The organism is Jidongwangia harbinensis, assembly GCF_020216025.1.
In the GTDB taxonomy this organism is placed as follows: Bacteria; Actinomycetota; Actinomycetes; order Mycobacteriales; family Micromonosporaceae; genus Actinoplanes; species Actinoplanes harbinensis.
In genome coordinates, this window is sequence record NZ_JAIWNC010000042.1 from 34,119 (window position 1) to 52,086 (window position 17,968).

The window sequence follows — 17,968 nt, forward strand, 5'->3', positions numbered from 1 at the left end:
GGTGCGGCCCCTGTCCGAACTCCGCACGCGCCGCCGTCCTCGAAATCCGCACGCGCTCGTTCGTTGCCGCGACGCGGCCGTGCCGGTCAGGGACGGCGGCGTGGTGACTCGAGCGGGGTCGCCGGTGGCGGCGTCTGCCACAGCTCCTCGTCCAGGGGTTCCGCCGCCTGCTCCTCGTCGTCGCGGCGTGATCCGGTGAGGAACGTGGGGGTGCCGGACAACGTGCCCGCGCGGCCACGCAACTCCGGCGGCACCCCCGGCAGCGCCCGGAGCGGCCGTTCGTGGTGGTCGCTCTCCCGGTTGCCGGGCCTCGGGCCGAGGGAACCGCCGCCGGGGGCGTGCAGCCCGGAACCCAGCATCGGCGGAACGGAACGCGAGGACGTGGTCGCCGACGAGCCGGCCGCCGCCGAGGTGGGTGGGACCGCGGCGGACGGCGGCATCTGCGCGGCGGCCAGTGGCATGCCGCCGACGGGACCGCCTACCGCGCGGGGGATCGGACCGCTCGCCGCCTCGGGGATCGCTGCGGTCCGCGCGCCCCCGATACCGGCCGCGGATGCACCCCGGATCCCCGCCCCCGATCCGCCCCCGATCGGCGAGCCGCCGAGCCCGGCAACCGGAACGCCCACCCCACTCACCGGCGGCACCACAGCCCCCTGCCCGGCAACCGCCGAAACCGGCGGGATCCCGGCCGGAGCGATCGGCGTCGGCGCGCCCACTCCGGCCAGACCAGGCCCGCCACCGTTCACCACTGAAGGAACCGGCCCGGCACCGCCGGTCGCACCGGCACCGCCCCCACCCGCGGATTCGAGCCCCGCGGCAACCGGCACGGCCGCCCCGGCCCCGCCGGCCCTGGCCATGTCGGCTCCGGCCCCACCAGCACCGGCCCCACCAGCACCGGCCCCACCAGCACCGGCCCCACCAGCACCGGCCGCGCCCGCACCGGCCGCGCCCCCACCAGCCCCGCTCGCGCCAGCCCCGCCCGCGCCAGGCGCAGCCCCACCAGCCGCGCCCGCCCCGGCCGCCACCATCGAAGCGCCAATCGCCGCCCCAGCCTCAGCCCCGGCCCCAGCCGGGCCGTCCCAAGCCGTCCCGTCTCCCGCCCCGGCCACCCGCCGGGCGGCGTCCGCGAACTGCTGGTCCAGCCCGCGCAACAACTCCGCCGCCTCCGCCACGATTCCCGACAGCTGCGCGACGATCGCGTCCACCGCGGCCGCCGCCCCCGCCCCGGCCGCTACCCCGGCGACCTGACCGACCAGCGCGACGAACTGTTCCCAGAGCGCCCGTACCCCATCCACGGTGGCCCGGACCGCCGCCGCCAGGTCGGTGACGACCGTGGGCAGGTCCGCCGCGGCGAGGGTCTCCGCCCACGCCTGGACCGTGGCGGAGCTGTGTTCGAGCCGTTCGGCGTACCGTTCGCCGGCGAGGTCCGGCCAAACCGATCCGACGTCGCCGGACTTCTGCCGCAGCAGTGCCGACGTGTCCCGCAGCCCGGTCTCCACCGCCGCCCACGCCTGGCGGCTGCGCTCGAGCGGTTCGACGTGCTGGAGTTGTGCTTCGGCGCGGCGGTACAGCTCCTGCATGAGCCGGATCAGCTCGGCGATGCCCATGGTCCACTCCTGAACGTGACGCGTGCGGTGTCGTCGGCGGTGCGGTAGCGGTCGGCGGTTTCCCGGGCCACCGCGGCGTACGCGGCGATGCCCTGCTCGACGTCCGTACCGAACGCGATGATCTGGTCGGTCAGCTGGACCACCGCGGCGCCGAACGCCTGGCAGCCGGGTGTCGGGTCGCCGCAGGCGGGCGCGGATTGCCGTGCCTCGGCGGCGGCCGTCTTCGCGCCGGTGGCCGCCGCCGGGTCGAGCTGGTCGGCGAGGTCGAGCAGATAGCCGGTGTCGGCTTCGAGAAATCCCGCCATGGTTCCTCCCGGGCGATGTCCTGTGTGCCCAGCCAATCAGCCCGCGCCGCGGCGCCGGGGTGGACGGCCGCAACCGGCCACGGTCACTCGGATTCGGGGAGCCAGGCCAGTTGCAGCAGGCGCGGTGGCTCGCCCCGGGTCAGCAGCCGGCCGCGTCCGGCCGGCAGCACCTCGGGTTTGAGGCCGCCCAGCAGCGGGCCCTCGCCGCGGTCGCCGGAGAGCATCAGGCCGGGTGAGCCGATGTCGCGCAGCCGGGCCAGGAACGGTTCGAACAGGGCCCGGCCGGCGCCTCCGCTGCGGCGGGTCACCACCACGTGCAGGCCCAGTTCGCGGCCCTGGGGCAGGAATTCGAGCAGCGGCTGCAGCGGGTTGTCCAGGGCGCTGACCACCAGGTCGTAGTCGTCGATCAGGAGGAACAGTTCCGGGCCCTGCCACCAGCTGCGGCGGCGCAACTGGTCGGGGGTGACGCCGGGGCCGGGGGCGCGTTCCCGCATGCCCTGGGCGGCCTCGGTGACCAGGCGGCGGGTCGCGGCGCCGTCGGTTCCGTGGCCGAGCAGGTGGGTGTCCGGGATCTCGCCGAGCAGGCCGCGCCGGTGGTCGACCAGGACGATCCGGGCCTGCGCCGGGGTGCGGGTGGCGGTGATCCGCCGGGCCAGCATGCGCAGGAAGCCGGTCTTGCCGGAGCGGGCGTCGCCGAGCAGCAGCAGGTGCGGGTCGGCGGCGAAGTCGAGGCGTACCGGGGCCAGGTCCGCCTCGCCGATGCCCACGCTGACCGCCAGGCCGTCGTCGCGGTCCGGCAGCGCGCTGAACGGTACGGTCGCGGGCAGCAGGCGTACCCGTGGGGCCCGCTCCTGCGGCCAGTCCGCGGCGACCGCCCGCACCAGCGCCGCGGTCGCGTCCCGCAGCCCGTCCTCGGACCGGACCCCGTCGGTCCGGGGCAGCGCCAGGTGCATCTGGTGTTTCGTGGCGGCGACGCCCCGGCCCGGTGCGTCCTTCGGCACCCGCTGCGCCGCCTCCCGGTCCACCGCGGTGTCCACCGGGTCGCCCAGCCGCAGTTCCAGCCGGCTGCCGAACAGGTCGCGGACCGCCGGGCGCAGGTCGAACGAGCGGGCGCAGGCGGCGACCACGTGGACGCCGTACGCCAGCCCGCGGGCGGCCAGGTCGACCGCGGTCTCCTCGAGGTCCTCGTACTCCTTGCGCAGCGTCGGCCAGCCGTCCACGATCAGGAACACGTCGCCGTACGGGTCGTCGGGGAAGTCGCCGCGGGCCCGCGCCGCGCGGTAGGCGGCGATGCCGTCCACGTCGTGTTCCGCGAAGCGCCGTTCCCGTTCCGCGAGTACGCCGGCGACCTGCGCCACGGTGCGCCGGACCGCGCCGGTGTTCTGCCGGTGCGCCACCCCGCCCACGTGCGGCAGCCCGCGCAGCGCCGCCAGCCCGCCGCCGCCGAAGTCGAGACAGTAGAACTGCACGTCGCGGGGCCGGTTGGTGAGTGCCAGCGCACTGATCAGGGTGCGCAGCGCGGTGCTCCTGCCGCTGCGCGGGCCGCCGGTGACCAGCACGTGGCCGGCGCCCGCGGACAGGTCCAGGTCGAGCGGGTCGCGGCGCTGGTCCAGCGGCCGGTCCACGATGCCGGTCACCGCGTGCAGCGCGCCGGTCAGGTCGTCCCGGCCGGCGAGCAGGCCGTCCAGGGTGGGCGGGTCGTCCAGCGGCGGCAGCCACACCGGGTGGGCCGGGGTGCCGTGCCCGGCGAGCCGGCCGACCAGGACGTCCAGCAGGCTGTCGCCGTGGTCCGGCTCCTCGGCGGCCGGCGGGGCGGTCGCCGGCGGCGGCAGGTACGCGGTGGTCCACTCCAGCATCTGCACGTCGTCGTCGGGGTCCGCTGAGCCCGGTGCCGTACCGGGCCGCCGGTGCACCCCGGACACGTACGCGGACCGGAAGCGGACCAGCGGCTCGGTGCCGTACAGGAAGTAGCCGTGTCCGGGTGCGCGGGGCAGCTGGAACGCGTCGGTCACGCCGATCACGCTGCGGCTCTCCGTGGCGGAGAAGGTGCGCAGCCCGATCCGGTACGACAGGTGGCCGTCCAGCCCGCGCAGCCGGCCCTCGTCCAGCCGCTGGCTGGCCAGCAGCAGGTGGACGTCCAGGGACCGGCCGACCCGGCCGATCTGGACGAACATGTCGATGAAGTCGGGCTTCTTGAACAGCAGTTCGCTGAACTCGTCGCACACCACCAGCAGCGTCGGCACCTCGGGCAGCGGTGCCCCGGCGGCCCGGGCCCGGTCGTAGTCGCGGAACGAGGAGAAGTTCCCGGCCGCGCGCAGCAGTTCCTGGCGCCGGATCAGCTCGCCGTTCAGCGCGTCGGCCATCCGGTCCACCAGCGGCAGCGCGTCGGCCAGGTTGGTGATCACCGCGCTGGTGTGCGGCAGGGCGTCCATCCGGGCGAACGTGGCGCCGCCCTTGAAGTCGATCAGCGCGAAGTTCAGCGTGCTGGGGGAGTGCGTGACCGCGAGCGCGAGGACCAGCGTGCGCAGCAGTTCGCTCTTGCCGGAACCGGTCGCCCCGATCAGCAGCCCGTGCGGTCCCATGCCGTCCTGCGACGACTCCTTGAGATCCAGTTCCACCGGTACGCCGTCCGCGCCGATGCCGAACCGAACCCGCAGCCGGTCCCGTCCGGGCCGGGGCCGCCAGGCGCGGTCCGGGTCGAACGTCCACGGGTCGCCGAGGTCGAGCAGGTCGGCCAGGCCCAGGTCGGCGGCGAGTACCGGCTCTCCGGCGTCCGCGCCGCTGAGCCGCAGCGGCGCGAGCTGGCGGGTGAGTGCCGCCGCACCGGTCGCGGCGAGCCCGTCGGCCGCGCCGATCCCGGTCCGCCCGGCGTGGGTGACCACGCCGAGCCCGCCGCGGGCGTCCACGTCCAGCACCAGCGTGGACCGGTCGAGGGACCGCAGCGGCGCCGGGCTCAGGTCGAGGACCACCACGCCCTCCAGGCCGCCGCCGGTGCCCAGGTGTTCCGAGCCGTGCGTACCGCCGCCGTCGCACACCACCACCAGGTGCGGGCCGCCGGCCGGGTGCAGCGCGTCCGGGTCGAACCGGGGTCGCGCGGCGAGCAGGCCGGCCAGCACGGTCTCCAGCACCGCCAGTTCCGGCGCCACCAGCCGGACCGGCCCGGCCGCGTCGGTCAGCTCCGGATGCCCGGCGTGCGGCAGCCACTTCACCCAGTCCCAGGCCGGCAGCCGGTCCGGTGCGGCGCACACCGCGACCCGGAGGTCGTCCGGCGCGTGCATCGTCACCGCCTGGCCGAGCATGGCCCGCACCAGGGCCACCGCGCGTTCCCGGTCGCCCTGCACGTGGACCCGCGCGAACCCGGTGAGTGGCATCGCCAGCGGCAGCCCCGGCACCTGCGCGTACGTCCGCAGGAACCGCCGCAGGGCCAGCGCGGACAGCGGTTCCAGCATCTCCCAGGACTGCGTGCTGGGCGGCACCAGCGCGGTGGCCGGCTGCTGCGGACCGGTGCCCACCCGGACCACCGCGAAGTCCTCGTCGTCGCCGCGCCGCTCCCACAGCCGCGGGCTGGCCGCCACCGCCCACAGCTGGTCCGGTTCCGGGTGCAGCCACGCGGTCGCCGCCCGCTGCCGGCCGATGTCGCGCCGGATCCGGCTGCGGTGCTGTGCCAGCCGCCGCAGGTAGAGCCGGCGGGCCTGGGCCATGCTCGGCCCGCTCGCCCCGCCGCCCCGCAGCAGCGTGACCAGCAGCATCACCACGATCACCGCGCCGAACAGCCCGTAGATCACGAGCCGCCCGGTGCCGGTCGCCGAGCCGGCCGACATCAGCAGCACCGCGGCCAGGACGACCACCATCGGCAGCAGGGTGAGCAGCTGCGTCCACTGCCGCTCGGCGGGCGCCGGAATCTCCGGCGGCGCCTCCAGCACCAGGTCGCCCGAGGGCATCTCCGGTGCCGGGCGCCGGGCCGGTCGCCGTACCGTCACGGTAGCCATCCCGGCATCCTCACCCGCCCGGCGGCGGCGTCTGCGCGACTGGCAGGAAGGTGACGGCGCCGGTCGGCCGCTCCCGGACCCGCCTAGCTTCGGTGCAGACCAGACGTACCAAGGGAACGGGAGAAGCTTGTGGCGGGAGACCAGCTGCACGGTATGACCGAGACCCTCGAGCGGGCCGCGTCCGTGGCGGGCAACGTCGCGGGCAGCATCGACGGCCACCGCGCCTCGCTGCGACCCACGGTGGAGGCGCTGCGGGGCCAGTGGGAGGGCACCGGCCGGGTCGCCTTCGAGGGCGCACACCAGACCTGGGAGGAGGGCATCAACCGGCTCGTCGCGGCGCTGCGGGCCCTCGGTGAGAACACCGCGTACTCGGTCAACACGTACGTCGCGGCGGACGAGACCAACCGCGCCAACTTCGAGAAGGTCCAGAACCTGGGTGCCTTCGGCGGCGCTCTGCGGTCCTGACGGAAGGGGACGAGACATGCTGATCAAGGGAAACTTCGGGCAGTTGGACGGCCTGGCCGACCAGATCGTCGCCACCGTCGGCCGGGTGCAGCAGGAGATGGACACCTGGGGCAGCACGGCCGGGGCCACCTCGGCCGACTGGCTGGACCAGGCGGGCGGGCAGTTCGAGGAGGTCAACGCGGCCTGGAAGCAGGTGTCCGAGGCGCAGCAGACCATGCTGGACGCGCTCAAGGGCGGCGTGCAACAGGCCAATCAGGAGCTGCAGCAGGCGCTTTCCGCGGCGGTCGCGCGGGTGGGCAGCACCACCATTTAGGGGTACGCCGAACGAAAAGGGGAACCGCCGCCGGCTGGTTCCCCTTTCGTCGTGCTCCGGGCCGCGTCCCACTATCGCGTGCCGTCGTGGTCCGGCCCCCACCCGAAACCCCCCGACACCGGAGCCGCGCGCCGCACCTGCCATCGCCTGCGCCGGCCCCGCCCGAGCAGCGCGGCGCCGAGCAGCGCGAGTACCGTGACCGCCACCGCGGTACCGAGGATCCGCAGCGCGGGCAACGGTTCCGGCGCCGGTGGCGCCGGCTCCCGGCGCAGCGGTGGCGGCACCGCCGGCGCCGTGTCGACCAGCCCGTCGGTCACCGCCCGGTACGGGTTCACCAGCCCCGCCCCGTAGGCCGCGCTGCCCGGGCCGCCGGGCGCCGGCGTGGCCGTGGCCCGGATCCGCGCCGCCACCTGGTCGGCGGTCAGTCCCGGCCAGGCCGCGCGCACCAGGGCCGCGGTCGCCGCCACGAACGGCGCCGCGAAACTGGTGCCCTGCCAGTACTGGTGGCCGCCGGCCCGGGTGGCCGCGAGCACCCCGCCGCCCGGCGCGACCAGGTCCACGTGCGGCCCGATCTGCGAACCGGGCAGCCGCACCCCGGACTCGTCCACCGCGCCCACCCCGAGCACCCCGTCGTACGCGGCCGGGAACGACCGCCGCGGCGTACCGCCCTCCTGCCCGTTGCCGGCCGCCGCCACCACCAGCACGTCGGCGTCCCGGGCGTGCGCCACGGCGTCCCGGATCAGCGGGCTGTCGCCGGTGCCGGCCAGGGACAGGTTGATCACCTTGGCGCCGTGGTCGGCCGCGTACCAGATGCCCCGGGCCAGCACCGCCGGGTCGATCATCGTGACCCCGCCGGTGTCGGTGTAGCCGCGGTCGCTGACCCGTACCGGAAGGATCCGTGCCCCGGGCGCCAGCCCGGCGAAGCCCACCCCCGGCACCGGCCGTGCCGCGACGATGCTGGCCACCGCCGTGCCGTGCGAGTCGCAGTCGAAGTCGCCCGGCAGGTCGCCGACGAGATGGAAGTCCTCGCCGCGGCGCACCACGCCGTCCGCCCGCAGCTGCGGATGGTCGGCGTCCACGCCGGAGTCGACCACCGCGACGGTGACCCCGGCGCCGGTGCTGAACGGCCACACCGACGCCGGGTCCAGCACCTGCTGCGCCCACGGCCGCGCGGTGACCGCGGGCCGGGCCGGGTCCGGGTCGGCGCAGGCACCGGCCGGCGGCGCCCGCAGCGGTACCGGGCCGGCCGTCAGCGTCACGGACAGCAGAACATGCGCGAGCCCCATGACCGGCCATCGTCTCGGCCCGCCGGCCCGGGCGACGCCCACTGGCCGCAACCGGCCACGGCCGGCCGCGTCACTCGAGCGTCACCAGATGTGCCAGGTCGTCGCGGTCGCCGGACAGGTGAATCATCACCCGGTCGTCCCGCTGCGCCAGTTCGATGCAGGCGGTGGTCCGGTCCAGGAGCCACCCGGCCCGGCGGCAGCCGCGGCCCCAGCCGCGGTCCGCGACGTGCCGTCGCACGGCGGCGTACACGTCGGCACCGGGCTGACCGGGAGGGCCGGTGACCGTGATGGTCTGCGTGCACGAGCCGGTGCCACAGCTGCCGTCGTCAGGCGGCTCGACGGCGGCGTGCAAACCCGCCGGCAGCGGCAGCACGGTGTCGGTGGACGGCAGGAACGGCCCGGGGCGGAGTACCACCGCGATCGCGCACAGGCTCATCACCAGCAGACAAGCGGCGATCCGGAAGGGCCACCGCGCCCACGACGCCGGTGCCGGGCCGAGCCGCCGGCGCTGCCGGGCACCCGCCACGGCGACCACCACCATGGCGACCGCCATCGACATCAGAGTGATCTCCACAAGGGCCGGCGGGAACGCCGTGGCGAGCAGGGCGGCGGCGGCGGCCAGAGCGGCCAGCCCCGCGGCGACGAGCCACCGCAGTCGCCGGGTCCGAGCCGTCGACAGCCAGAGCACGAGGACGAGACCGATCAGGACCGAGGGAACCATGCCCCCGATCATGCCGACGGGACACAACCTCCACGACCGGGGATTGATCCCCGGCCACCCTGGCCGATCAGACGGTCGACGCGACGATCGAGGTCACCGGCACGTTCGACGGGGCCGGCGGACGGTTCGTGGCCGGACCGGAACTCGGCGACGGCGGCCAGTCCGAGGGCCAGGACGCGACGTTCGAGCTGGCCGACGGTGCCGCGCTGACGAACGTGATCCTGGGCGTGCACTGCCTCGGCAGCTGCACGCTGCGCGACGTGACCCGGGAGGACGTCGGCGAGGACGCGGCCACGTTCACCGGCTCCGGCGCCACCGTGCTGGTGGAGGGCGGTTCCGCGGCGAAGGGGACCGACAAGGTCTGCCAGGACAACCGGCTGGCCGGTGGTTCGGTGACCATCCGGGACTTCGCGGTGAGCGACTTCGGCAAGGCGCTCACCGGTGCGGGCGCCGACGACATCGGCCTCTGCGACATCTTCGAGGGCGACGACACCGGCGACGAGCCGACCAAGATCGGGTCGGAGCCGGACGGCGTCACCTGCGTCGCGGAGGGCGTCACCGTCGAGTGACCGGGCTCAGAGTCCGTCGCGTTTCATCGCCGCGACGATCAGCACGTGGCGTTCCGCGCTGGTCTGGCTGAACTCGTTCTCGTAGTTCAGGCCGTACGGCCAGAAGTGCCCGCCGCCGGTGTGGATGACCGCGCTCGCTCCGTCGTACTGGCGGACGAGCGCGGTGGCCTGCGCGCCGCGCCACGGACCACCGGCGGAGAGCGTCTGCCAGCCGCTGCTCAGGCCGACGCCGACGGTGTGCGCGATCTCGTGCAGCGCGGTCCGCTCGGTCATGTAGCTGCGGTTGCCGCCGAACCGGATGGAACCGTTGAGGTTGCCGTCCGCGGTCGGCACGCCGGGCACGTAGGAGACCGTGACGACCTTGCCGAGGTCGCTGAGCGCGTTGTAGCGCGCGACCGCCGCGTCCATGGCCGCACTGATCCGGGCGTACGCGTCCTGCTGGTCCGGGGTGGGGTTCGGTACCCGGTTCAGGGTCCACGTGATGACCTCTTCCGCGGCCCGGGCCGGGACGGCGTGCGCCACGCCGGGCGCGGCCAGCGCGGCGGCGGCGAGGACGGCGACCGCGACGTACTTGAGGCGGGACAGGGTCACGGACGTCCTCCGCTGCCGAGAAGATATTTATCGACATGAATGTAGCAAACGCCTGGCCCGGCCCGGGAGACGCGGAATCCGTGCGGGGCGGCCGCCGCGGAGCCGGACCGCTATTATGTGTCGCATGATAGCGGCGGACGATCCGGCCTCCGACGGCGACCGGCAGACCCAGCTGCTGCGCGGTGCGCTGGACATGTGCCTGCTCGCGCTGGTGGCGAATGCGCCCGCGCACGGCTACGAACTGGTCCGGCGGATGGAGCGGGCCGGCTTCGGCGCGGTCGGCTACGGCACGATCTATCCGCTGCTCACCCGGATGCGGCGGCTCGGGCTGGTCGCCGACGAGCAGCAGGCGAGTGCCGCCGGCCCGCCCCGCCGGGTGTACGCGCTCACCGACGCCGGCCGGGCGCGGCTGGCCGGGTGGCGGCAGCAGTGGAACCGCTTCAGCGGCACCGTGGACGCGATCCTCACCGACTCAGACGAGCGATCCTCGAGGAGCTGACCGTGAATCCGATCGACACCGCCCTGACCGAGGCCGACCGGGCCTGGCGCCGGTACGGGATCAGCCCGGCGGACCGGGCGAGGCTCGCCGCCGACCTGCGCGCCGACCTGGAGTCGGCCGCCGCCGACGGGCGCGGACCCGGCGAACTGCTGGGCCCGGACGTGGCGTCCTTCGCGCGCCGGCTCGCCGCCGAGGCCGGTCTTCCGCGGGTGGTCCCGGAACGCCGCCGCCTTCTCGAGACCACGTTCTTCGGCGCGGCGGTGGGCGCCTTGATCGGCTTCTTCCTGCTGGAGTGGGCTGCCGGGGCCTTCACCCGCGCGATGATGCCGCCGGAGCCGGTGCCGGTCCAGGTGGCCGTCACGGTCTACTACGGCATCCCGGCCGCCGTCGTGGTGGCCGGCGCGATCATCGCCGTGCGGGTCCAACTGCGCGACCTGTCCCGGATCGGGCCGATCGCCCGGCGGATGACCGTGCTGCTGCCCCTGGCCGGTGCCCTGATCACTCCGGTCACCATGGCGTTCGCCTGGTCCACCGGCTACAGCACCGCGGCGCCGGTCATCCTCGCCGAGGTCGCGTTGGTGCTCGGCGCGCTGGCCGGGGCGACCGTGCTGGCCCGGGCGTGGGCCCTCCGGGAGAGCCCGCCCACCGTCTCGCCGGCCGGTGCCCGGTGACGACCGGGCGCTCCCACCGTCTCGCCGGCCGGCGCCCGGTGACGACCGGGCGCTCCCACCGGTGATCACCAGCTGACCACCGGCGCCGACGTCGCCGGTGGCGGTGGTCCCGGTGCGCGTACTCAGCCGTCGGCCGGGTCGGATTCGTCGGGGTCCTCGACCGGCGGCGGCGGTGCGGTGGTCGGCGGCGTCACGGTCGGTGTGGTGGGCGGCAGGGTGGTGGGCGGGGTCTGCGTCGGCGTGCCGGGCGCCGGCGGGGTCGGGGGCCGGCTCGTCGTGGGCAGCGTGGTCGCCGGCGCGCCGGCCGAGCCGCCCCGGATCCACACCTGGAGGCTGCTGTGCGGGATCCGGACCGCCGCGGAGTGGCACGGGACGGCGGCGCCGCCGGTCGCCCGGAAGGTGATCGCCATGGTGCTGGTGGTCAGCGCCGCACCGGCGTGGAGTCGGCCGGCGTAGGCGTCGTCCTCGTCGACGGTGAACGTGCCGATCGTGGTGAGCGGCGCGAACGTGACGGTCAGGACCCCGGTGCCCGGCGCGCAGGAGACGCCGGTGAGACCGCTGCCGCGGAAGACGCCGCCGGACACGATCGCCCACCGGCGGGCGGAGGAGTCGTACCGGACGATCCCGTACCGCTCCCCGACGGCCGTGTCCGGTGTCCCGGCGGTCGGCGACCGGCCGTCCGACGCGACCGCCAGCGAGGCCGGCGCCGCGGCGGCCGTACCGATCAGGGCGGTGATGAGCAGAATCCGGCTGCGCCGCATGCGACGGCCTCCTCGGTGGGGGTGGGTGACAGCGTCCTTTGTGTACGCGACGCGCCCACCCCCGGGCCAGGAGACGCGCCCGAAACTGGACCAGGGGGTGCATCTCTCGGCCGGACGGCGGCGGACCCGGAATTCGGGGTCGGAGATCCGTCCACTCGGCGCATTGCGCCGCCGGGTCATCCGGCCGGCGGATGCGCGCTCAGCCAGGCCGCCGCGCGCCGTGCCGAGGCGCGGGACAGCCACGCGTCCTGGATCACCTCGGCGAGTTCCCGGTGGGTCAGCTCACCGATCCGGCCGGCCCGCAGCAGCACCGTCGGGTAGCCGTCGAAGTGCGCGGTGGTGAAGAACGGCGAGTCCGGGTCCTGCACCAGCGCCTGCTTGTCCGCCTCGGACCCCACCCGGAACACCACCACGTCCGGGTAGCGCTCGCCGCTGACCGGGTCGACCGCGTCCGGACGCGGGGGGCGGAAGAACACGAACCACTTGCCGCCCACCTGATAGGCCGGCCTGTCGTCGGTCCCGTGCACGACGGTGACGTGCGGCATGGCCTCGGCCAGCTCGTGCACGTCCTCGACCCGGGCGGGCCGGCTCCGGTCCTGGGGCATCCCGTCACGGTAGTCGATGCGGACGGTCATCCGGGCCGTACCGGGCGGGACGCCGGGCGGACGGCGACCAGCGCCGCGGCGGCGAGCGCGCAGGCGACGGCGACCGCACCGAACACCGGCGCGTAGCTGTCGGCGTAGGTGTGCGCGGCCGCGGCACCCAGCGGTGCGGCGGCCTTCGCGACGGTCATCGGCACCACCAGGACCCCGGCGATGGTGGCGTACCGGCGGGTGTCGTACCGGTCGGCGAGCAGGACCGGCCTGGCGATCGACCCGACCCCGAAGCCGAGCCCGAACCCGATCACGCCGGCGACCGCCGCCACCGCGTCGCGCCCGGTGAGCGGCAGCCCGGCCGCCGCCACCGCCTGCACCGCGAAGACCGCCGCCACGACGCCCGCCAGCCGGTGGCGGCGCTGCAGGCCGGTGACCGCGAGTCGGCCGGCGACCGAGAGGACCCCGAACAGGCCGGCGGTGGTGGCGGCGAACGTGGCGGAGTGCCCCCAGCTGGTCAGCGCGGCGACGAGGTGGACGTTGACGACGCTGACCGCGGCGGTGTGCGCGGTGAAGCCGGTCCCGAGCAACCAGAAGCCGCGGTCGGCGAGCACCGCCCGGAGGTTCGCCGGACCCGGCCCGGTGACCGGACCGGGCGCCACGGCCGGGCGCGGAACGGCCCGGAGCACGACGGCGTGCAGCGGTACGGTCAGCACCGCCTGCACCCCGGCCAGCACCAGCAGCGCGGCGCGCCATCCGTGCCGGTCGACCAGCCAGCCGGTGAGCGGCAGGAAGATGGTGCTGGCGAAGCCGGCCACCACGGTCAGCGCGAGCAGTGCGGCGGACCGGCCGGCCGGGGAGTGCCAGGCGATCACGACCGCGAACGCCGCCTCGTAGAGGCTCGCCGCCCCGGCCGCGCCGAGTCCGATCTGCACGGCGTACAGCTGCCAGGTCTCGGTGATCTGCGCCCAGGCCAGCAGGAGCAGGGCGCCGGAGAGCGAGCCGGCGGTCATCAGGGCCCGGCCGCCGTGGCGGTCGAGCCACCGGCCGACCGGCACGGCGAGGGCCGCGGAGGTCAGCACCGAGGCGGTGAACGCGCCGGTGACCGTGGTGGTGGACGTGCCCAGGTCCGCGGCCACCGGGGTGAGCAGGACGGCGAAGGCGTAGTGGAGCGTGCCGTAGCCGACGGTCTGGGTGACCGCGAGCGCCGCGACGATCCTGCGCCGCCGGGACCGGCTCACCCGGCGGCCGCCCGAGACGTCAGCCGCAGCAGCCACCGGTTTCCGCGCCGTCGGTGCCGGCACCCAGCGACACCAGGGTGAGCGGCGCCGCGAGCAGTCCGCCCGGGACGCCGGTCGCCAGGCCACGGCCGGCCGGCGCGGCGGAACTGTCCGCCGCCGGGCCGCAGCAGTCGTCGCCGACCGCGGAACCGCTGCTGCAGACGCCGGTCTCCGGCAGGTCCAGTTGCACGTCCCGCGCCGCCGCCCAGTCGCCGTCCAGGGCGGCCACCACGGAACGGGCCTGCTCGTACCCGGTCGCCAGCAGGAACGTCGGGGCGCGGCCGTAGCTCTTCACGCCGACGGCGTAGTAGCCGGCCTCCGGATGGGCCAGCTCGTCGGCGCCGTGCGGCGGGACCGTGCCGCAGGAGTGCTCGTTCGGGTCGATGAGCGGGGCCAGCGCCCGGGTGGCACCCATCACCGGGTCCAGGTCGAGGCGCAGTTCGGCGGCGAGCGTGTGATCCGGCCGGAAGCCGGTCGCCGACACGATCCGGTCCGCGGTCACGGTGCGGCTGCCGTCGGAGACCTCCACGGCCCCCGCCGGCGTGCCGGTGAGCCGCTGCACGCCGAAGCCGGTGAGCAGCGTGATCCGGCCCGCCTGCACGTGTTCGCGCAGCCGGCTGCCGAGCGCCCCGCGGGCCGGCAGGGCGTCGGCGCTCTCCCCGCCGTAGGTGCGGGCCGGCCCGGCCGAGCGGATCGCCCAGGCGACCGTGGTGCCCGGCACCTGCTCGGCCAGCTCCACCAGGGCCAGCAGGGTGTTCGCCGCGGAGTGCCCGGCACCGACCACCAGGGTGCGGCGTCCGGCGAACCGGTCGCGGTCGCGGCCCAGGACGTCGGGCAGGGCGTTCTCGAGGTACGCCGCGGCGTCGGCCTCGCCGTGCGCCGGGATGCCGGACGCGCCCAGCACGTTGGGGGTGTACCAGCTGCCGGAGGCGTCGATCACCGCGCGGGCCGGCACGTCGTCGCCGGTGGCGAGCCGGAGCAGGAACGGGGCCGCGTCCCGGCCGGTGGTGCGCAGCCGGTCGAGGCCGAGGCGGGTGATCGCGGTGACCCGGGCGGCGTACCGCACGTGTGGCTTGATCGCCGGCAGGTCGGCCAGGGGCTGGAGGTAGTCGGCGACGAGGTCGGCGCCGGTGGGCAGCCGGTCGTCGTCGGGTCGCACCCAGCCCGCGTCGGACAGCAACCGGGCCGCGGCGGCGTCGATGTCGAACCGCCACGGGGAGAACAGCCGGACGTGCCCCCATTGCCGGATCGCCGCGGCCGGTCCGTCGCCGGCCTCCAGCACGGTGAAGGCGATGCCGCGCTCGGCCAGGTGGGCGGCGGCGGCCAGGCCGACCGGGCCGGCGCCGATCACGACGACCGGGAGGGTGGTGGTCTCGCTCATCGCAGGCTCCTCGGTGGAGAGGGGGCGGGTCACGGCCGGAACCGGACCTCTCCTAGACCCCCTTCGAACTGACGTGCCCACCTTGCCCGAGGGTTAGACATCTGTCAAGCTAGTGAGCGGCTTCAAGGGGCCATTTTCGTGCCGTAGGGCGAGATACGCATCAGGATCTAGTGATATCAGAGAACGCTGATGAGGGCTGCCCATGAGCTCCGGATAGTGCGGTTTCCGCCCGGTTTCGGCGGGTGCGACGGTACGTTGCGCGTAGTCCGTGGGAGGCCGGGGTCGCTGTGGTGCTGACGTTGATCGCTGAGGCGCTGTTCGCCGCTGTCTTCGCCCGGGTCCTGCTGGCCTACCTGCGCCGGCGGGACCCGTTGCAGGCGGCCGTCGCGGTGATGTTCTCGGCCGCGTCGGTGTTCTTCGTCCTGGCCGTGCTGCGGCAGACCGTGGGCGAACCGCCCCGGCTGGTCACCCTGCTGGTGTCCGCGCTGCTGCTGGGCCAGGCGTTCCTGACCATGCGGGTGGTGCGGCGGGTCGGCCCGCTGCCCGGCTGGGTCTACCACGGCGCCCTGGTCGCCTGGCTGGCGAGCGCCGCGGTGCTGGTGTCCGGACAGGCGAGAACCCGCGCGGTGGTACTGACCGTGGTGGCGATGTTCGTCGTCGCCGAGCTGTGCGCGGCGGCGTTCCTGGCCCGGCTGGCCGGCAGCCGGCGAGGCTCGCCGCGGACCCGGTTGTGGCTGGCGACCGCGGCCACCGTGCTCTTCGCGGCGGCGGTGCTGGTGGCCGGCGTCGGCAGCCTCGACGCGGACCGCGTCGCGTCGGTGCGTCAGCTCACCCAGCTGCTGGTGCTGCTGTCGGCGGCCGGGTACGTGATGGCGTTCACGCCGCCGGCGTTCCTCCGCCGGTCCTGGTCCAGCCGCGCCGCCTACGGCGTGGTCCGCCGCCTGCTCCAGGAGCCGCCGGACGCGGAACCGGAGCAGATCTGGCGCTGCTACGCCGAATCGGTGCGCGCCGCCACCGACGCCGGCGCGGTCGTGGTGCTGGTCCGCTCGCCGGAGGACGACGTCCGCGAGCTGGCCCGGGTGGGTGTGCCGGCGGCGGCCGTACCGGGGCCGGCGGTCGGGGAGGTGACGACGTTGCGGGGCCTGACCGGCACGGTCGACCTGTCCGGTGGCGGACCGGCCGCGGAGGGGTTGCCGGCGGCCCGCGCGTACGCCGGCCTGATGGACGCCCGGTTCATCACCACGGCGCCGATGGACCTGCCGGCCGGGCAGGGCGTCCTGCTGCTGCTGCACCAGTACCGGAGCCTGTTCGCCGCGGACGACGTCCAGCTGCTCGGTGATCTCGGCGGGCAGGCCGCGGCGCTGGCGCAACGGGCCGTGCTGCTCGCCGACCGGGACCGCCTCACCGCGGAGCTCTCCGCGTCGGTCACCGCGCTGACCGCCGCCAGCGAGGCCAAGAACGACTTCATGGCGAACATGAGCCACGAACTGCGGACGCCGCTGAACGCCATCATCGGCTTCAGCGACCTGATGCGGATCGAGGAGTCCGTCGACGGCGAGACCAGGGTGCCGACCGACTGGATCCAGCACATCCACTCCAGTGGGCAGCACCTGGTCGGGCTGATCAACGAGGTGCTCGACCTGGCCAAGATCGAGGCGGGCAAGGTCGAGCTGCGCCGGGAGACGCTGGACCTGTCCACCGAACTGGGCGAGGTGGTGACCACCCTGGCGGCGCTCTCCCGGCACAAGAGCCTCGAGGTCACCGTGGCGGCGGCGCCGTTGCCGGTGTTCGCCGACCGGGTGCGGCTGCGGCAGATCGTCACCAACCTGCTGTCCAACGCCATCAAGTTCACCCCCGAGCACGGGCGGATCTACCTGGCCGCCCGGCGGGTCGGCGCGGACATCGCGATCAGCGTCGCGGACACCGGGCCGGGCATCGCCGCGGCGGACCAGCAGCGGGTCTTCGACGAGTTCCAGCAGGTCGGTGAGCCGCACGCGGCGGCCGCGGGTACCGGCCTGGGGCTGGCCCTCGCCCGCCGGCTGGTGCAGGCGCACGGCGGGCGCATCGAACTCGAGTCGATCGTCGGGCACGGCGCGAAGTTCACCGTCTACCTGCCGGCCACGTCCGCGCACACCGCGTCGCCCGGGGACCTCGCCGGTGCCTGCCCCGGCGTCCTGATCGTGGAGGACGACCCCGCCGCCGCCCAGCTCCTCTCCGCCTACCTGGAGAAGGCCGGCTACCGGCTGCACGTGGCGCGCACCGGTGAGGAGGGGCTGGCCGCGGCCCGCGCCTGCCCGCCCGAGGTGATCCTGCTCGACGTCCAGTTGCCCGGCATCGACGGGTGGGAGGTGCTGGCGCGCCTGAAGGACGACGAACGGCTGCGCAACGTTCCGGTGGTGATCGTCAGCGTGCTGGACGACGCCGAGGTGGGACTGGCGCTGGGGGCCGCGGACTACTTCGTCAAGCCGGTCGACCGGCGCGCGCTGCTCAGCTGGCTGGCCCGGCACGGGCTGGTCCCGCCGGGCGGTGGCCCGGAACTCTCCGTGCTGGTCGTCGACGACGATCCGGTGTGCCTCGAGCTGATCGAGGCGGCCCTGAGCGGTTCCGGCATCCGGGTGACCCGCGCGGGCGGCGGCGCGGACGGCGTCCGGCAGGCCCGCAGCCACCGTTTCGACCTGGTGATCTGCGACCTGCTGATGCCCGAGGTCGACGGTTTCGACGTGGTGGCCGCCCTGAACGCCGACCCGGCCACGCGGGACGTGCCGGTCCTGATCCTGACCACCCACGACCTCGACGACGCGGAGAAGGAGCGGCTGCGGGGGAGGGTCGTCGGCGTCACCGCCAAGGACCGGGCGGAGAACCTGACCGACCTGGCGCGAACCGTCGCGGAGCTGACCGGCGTGGCCGCCGCCCGGGACCCGGTGAGCGCATGAGCTC

At 75.2% G+C, this 17,968-nt stretch carries 16 protein-coding genes; 6 read left to right on the top strand and 10 right to left on the bottom strand.

Going from position 1 to position 17,968, the window contains the following annotated elements; genetic code table 11:
* Positions 1–86: 86 nt before the first annotated feature.
* The 3 genes from LDL48_RS35890 to eccCa form a co-directional block, all read right to left on the bottom strand.
* A complete protein-coding gene (locus LDL48_RS35890) occupies positions 87–1,607 on the bottom strand; it encodes a hypothetical protein (RefSeq protein ID WP_225259601.1) in 1,521 nt (506 codons plus the stop codon).
* Positions 1,589–1,912, bottom strand: coding sequence for a type VII secretion target (locus LDL48_RS35895; RefSeq protein WP_225259602.1), 324 nt, complete (start codon positions 1,910–1,912; stop codon positions 1,589–1,591). Before LDL48_RS35895 ends, LDL48_RS35890 begins: the two co-directional genes overlap by 19 nt.
* Positions 1,913–1,995: 83 nt before the next feature.
* Entirely contained in the window at positions 1,996–5,901 is a 3,906-nt protein-coding gene (gene eccCa / locus LDL48_RS35900) for a type VII secretion protein EccCa (protein WP_225259603.1), read from the bottom strand.
* A gap of 129 nt (positions 5,902–6,030) precedes the next feature.
* Here eccCa and LDL48_RS35905 point away from each other — a divergent pair, with 129 nt between their 5' ends.
* Both LDL48_RS35905 and LDL48_RS35910 read left to right on the top strand, forming a co-directional pair.
* Positions 6,031–6,366 carry a WXG100 family type VII secretion target gene (locus tag LDL48_RS35905; protein WP_308016535.1) on the top strand — a complete coding sequence of 112 codons (336 nt, stop codon included), beginning with the start codon at positions 6,031–6,033 and terminating at the stop codon, positions 6,364–6,366.
* 16 nt (positions 6,367–6,382) lie between these two features.
* Entirely contained in the window at positions 6,383–6,679 is a 297-nt protein-coding gene (locus tag LDL48_RS35910; RefSeq protein WP_225259605.1) for a WXG100 family type VII secretion target, read from the top strand.
* Between the two features lie 71 nt (positions 6,680–6,750).
* Here LDL48_RS35910 and mycP read toward each other — a convergent pair whose 3' ends face one another.
* Both mycP and LDL48_RS35920 read right to left on the bottom strand, forming a co-directional pair.
* Complete coding sequence (gene mycP / locus LDL48_RS35915; protein ID WP_225259606.1) at positions 6,751–7,965, bottom strand: type VII secretion-associated serine protease mycosin; 1,215 nt, start codon at positions 7,963–7,965, stop codon at positions 6,751–6,753.
* 70 nt (positions 7,966–8,035) lie between these two features.
* Positions 8,036–8,686, bottom strand: coding sequence for a hypothetical protein (locus LDL48_RS35920; RefSeq protein WP_225259607.1), 651 nt, complete (start codon positions 8,684–8,686; stop codon positions 8,036–8,038).
* Positions 8,687–8,745: 59 nt separating this feature from the next.
* On the opposite strand from LDL48_RS35920, the gene LDL48_RS35925 reads away from it, so the two are divergent.
* The gene (locus LDL48_RS35925; RefSeq protein ID WP_225259648.1) at positions 8,746–9,255 is read left to right on the top strand and encodes a pectate lyase; all 510 of its coding nucleotides are present in this window, start codon (positions 8,746–8,748) and stop codon (positions 9,253–9,255) included.
* 6 nt (positions 9,256–9,261) lie between these two features.
* On the opposite strand, the gene LDL48_RS35930 is transcribed toward LDL48_RS35925, so the two are convergent.
* The gene (locus LDL48_RS35930) at positions 9,262–9,846 is read right to left on the bottom strand and encodes a hypothetical protein (RefSeq protein ID WP_225259608.1); all 585 of its coding nucleotides are present in this window, start codon (positions 9,844–9,846) and stop codon (positions 9,262–9,264) included.
* A gap of 124 nt (positions 9,847–9,970) precedes the next feature.
* Between LDL48_RS35930 and LDL48_RS35935 the strand changes: the two genes are divergently transcribed.
* Positions 9,971–10,345, top strand: coding sequence for a PadR family transcriptional regulator (locus tag LDL48_RS35935; RefSeq protein ID WP_225259609.1), 375 nt, complete (start codon positions 9,971–9,973; stop codon positions 10,343–10,345).
* Positions 10,346–10,347: 2 nt separating this feature from the next.
* Positions 10,348–11,016 carry a DUF1048 domain-containing protein gene (locus LDL48_RS35940; RefSeq protein ID WP_225259610.1) on the top strand — a complete coding sequence of 223 codons (669 nt, stop codon included), beginning with the start codon at positions 10,348–10,350 and terminating at the stop codon, positions 11,014–11,016.
* A gap of 122 nt (positions 11,017–11,138) precedes the next feature.
* Here the strand turns inward: LDL48_RS35940 and LDL48_RS35945 are convergent, their stop codons facing one another.
* The 4 genes from LDL48_RS35945 to LDL48_RS35960 form a co-directional block, all read right to left on the bottom strand.
* On the bottom strand, positions 11,139–11,777 hold the full coding sequence (locus LDL48_RS35945) for a hypothetical protein (RefSeq protein ID WP_225259611.1): 639 nt from the start codon (positions 11,775–11,777) through the stop codon (positions 11,139–11,141).
* 176 nt (positions 11,778–11,953) lie between these two features.
* Positions 11,954–12,382: an MmcQ/YjbR family DNA-binding protein gene (locus LDL48_RS35950; protein ID WP_225259612.1), complete on the bottom strand. Its 429-nt coding sequence runs from the start codon at positions 12,380–12,382 to the stop codon at positions 11,954–11,956.
* A gap of 26 nt (positions 12,383–12,408) precedes the next feature.
* A complete protein-coding gene (locus tag LDL48_RS35955; protein ID WP_225259613.1) occupies positions 12,409–13,647 on the bottom strand; it encodes an MFS transporter in 1,239 nt (412 codons plus the stop codon).
* Positions 13,631–15,031 (bottom strand): FAD-dependent oxidoreductase, encoded by a 1,401-nt coding sequence (locus LDL48_RS35960; RefSeq protein WP_225259614.1) that lies wholly within the window; start codon positions 15,029–15,031, stop codon positions 13,631–13,633. The genes LDL48_RS35955 and LDL48_RS35960 overlap by 17 nt, the downstream gene beginning before the upstream one ends.
* A gap of 290 nt (positions 15,032–15,321) precedes the next feature.
* Here LDL48_RS35960 and LDL48_RS44315 point away from each other — a divergent pair, with 290 nt between their 5' ends.
* Entirely contained in the window at positions 15,322–17,964 is a 2,643-nt protein-coding gene (locus tag LDL48_RS44315) for a response regulator (protein ID WP_308016536.1), read from the top strand.
* The last annotated feature ends 4 nt before the right edge of the window (positions 17,965–17,968 follow it).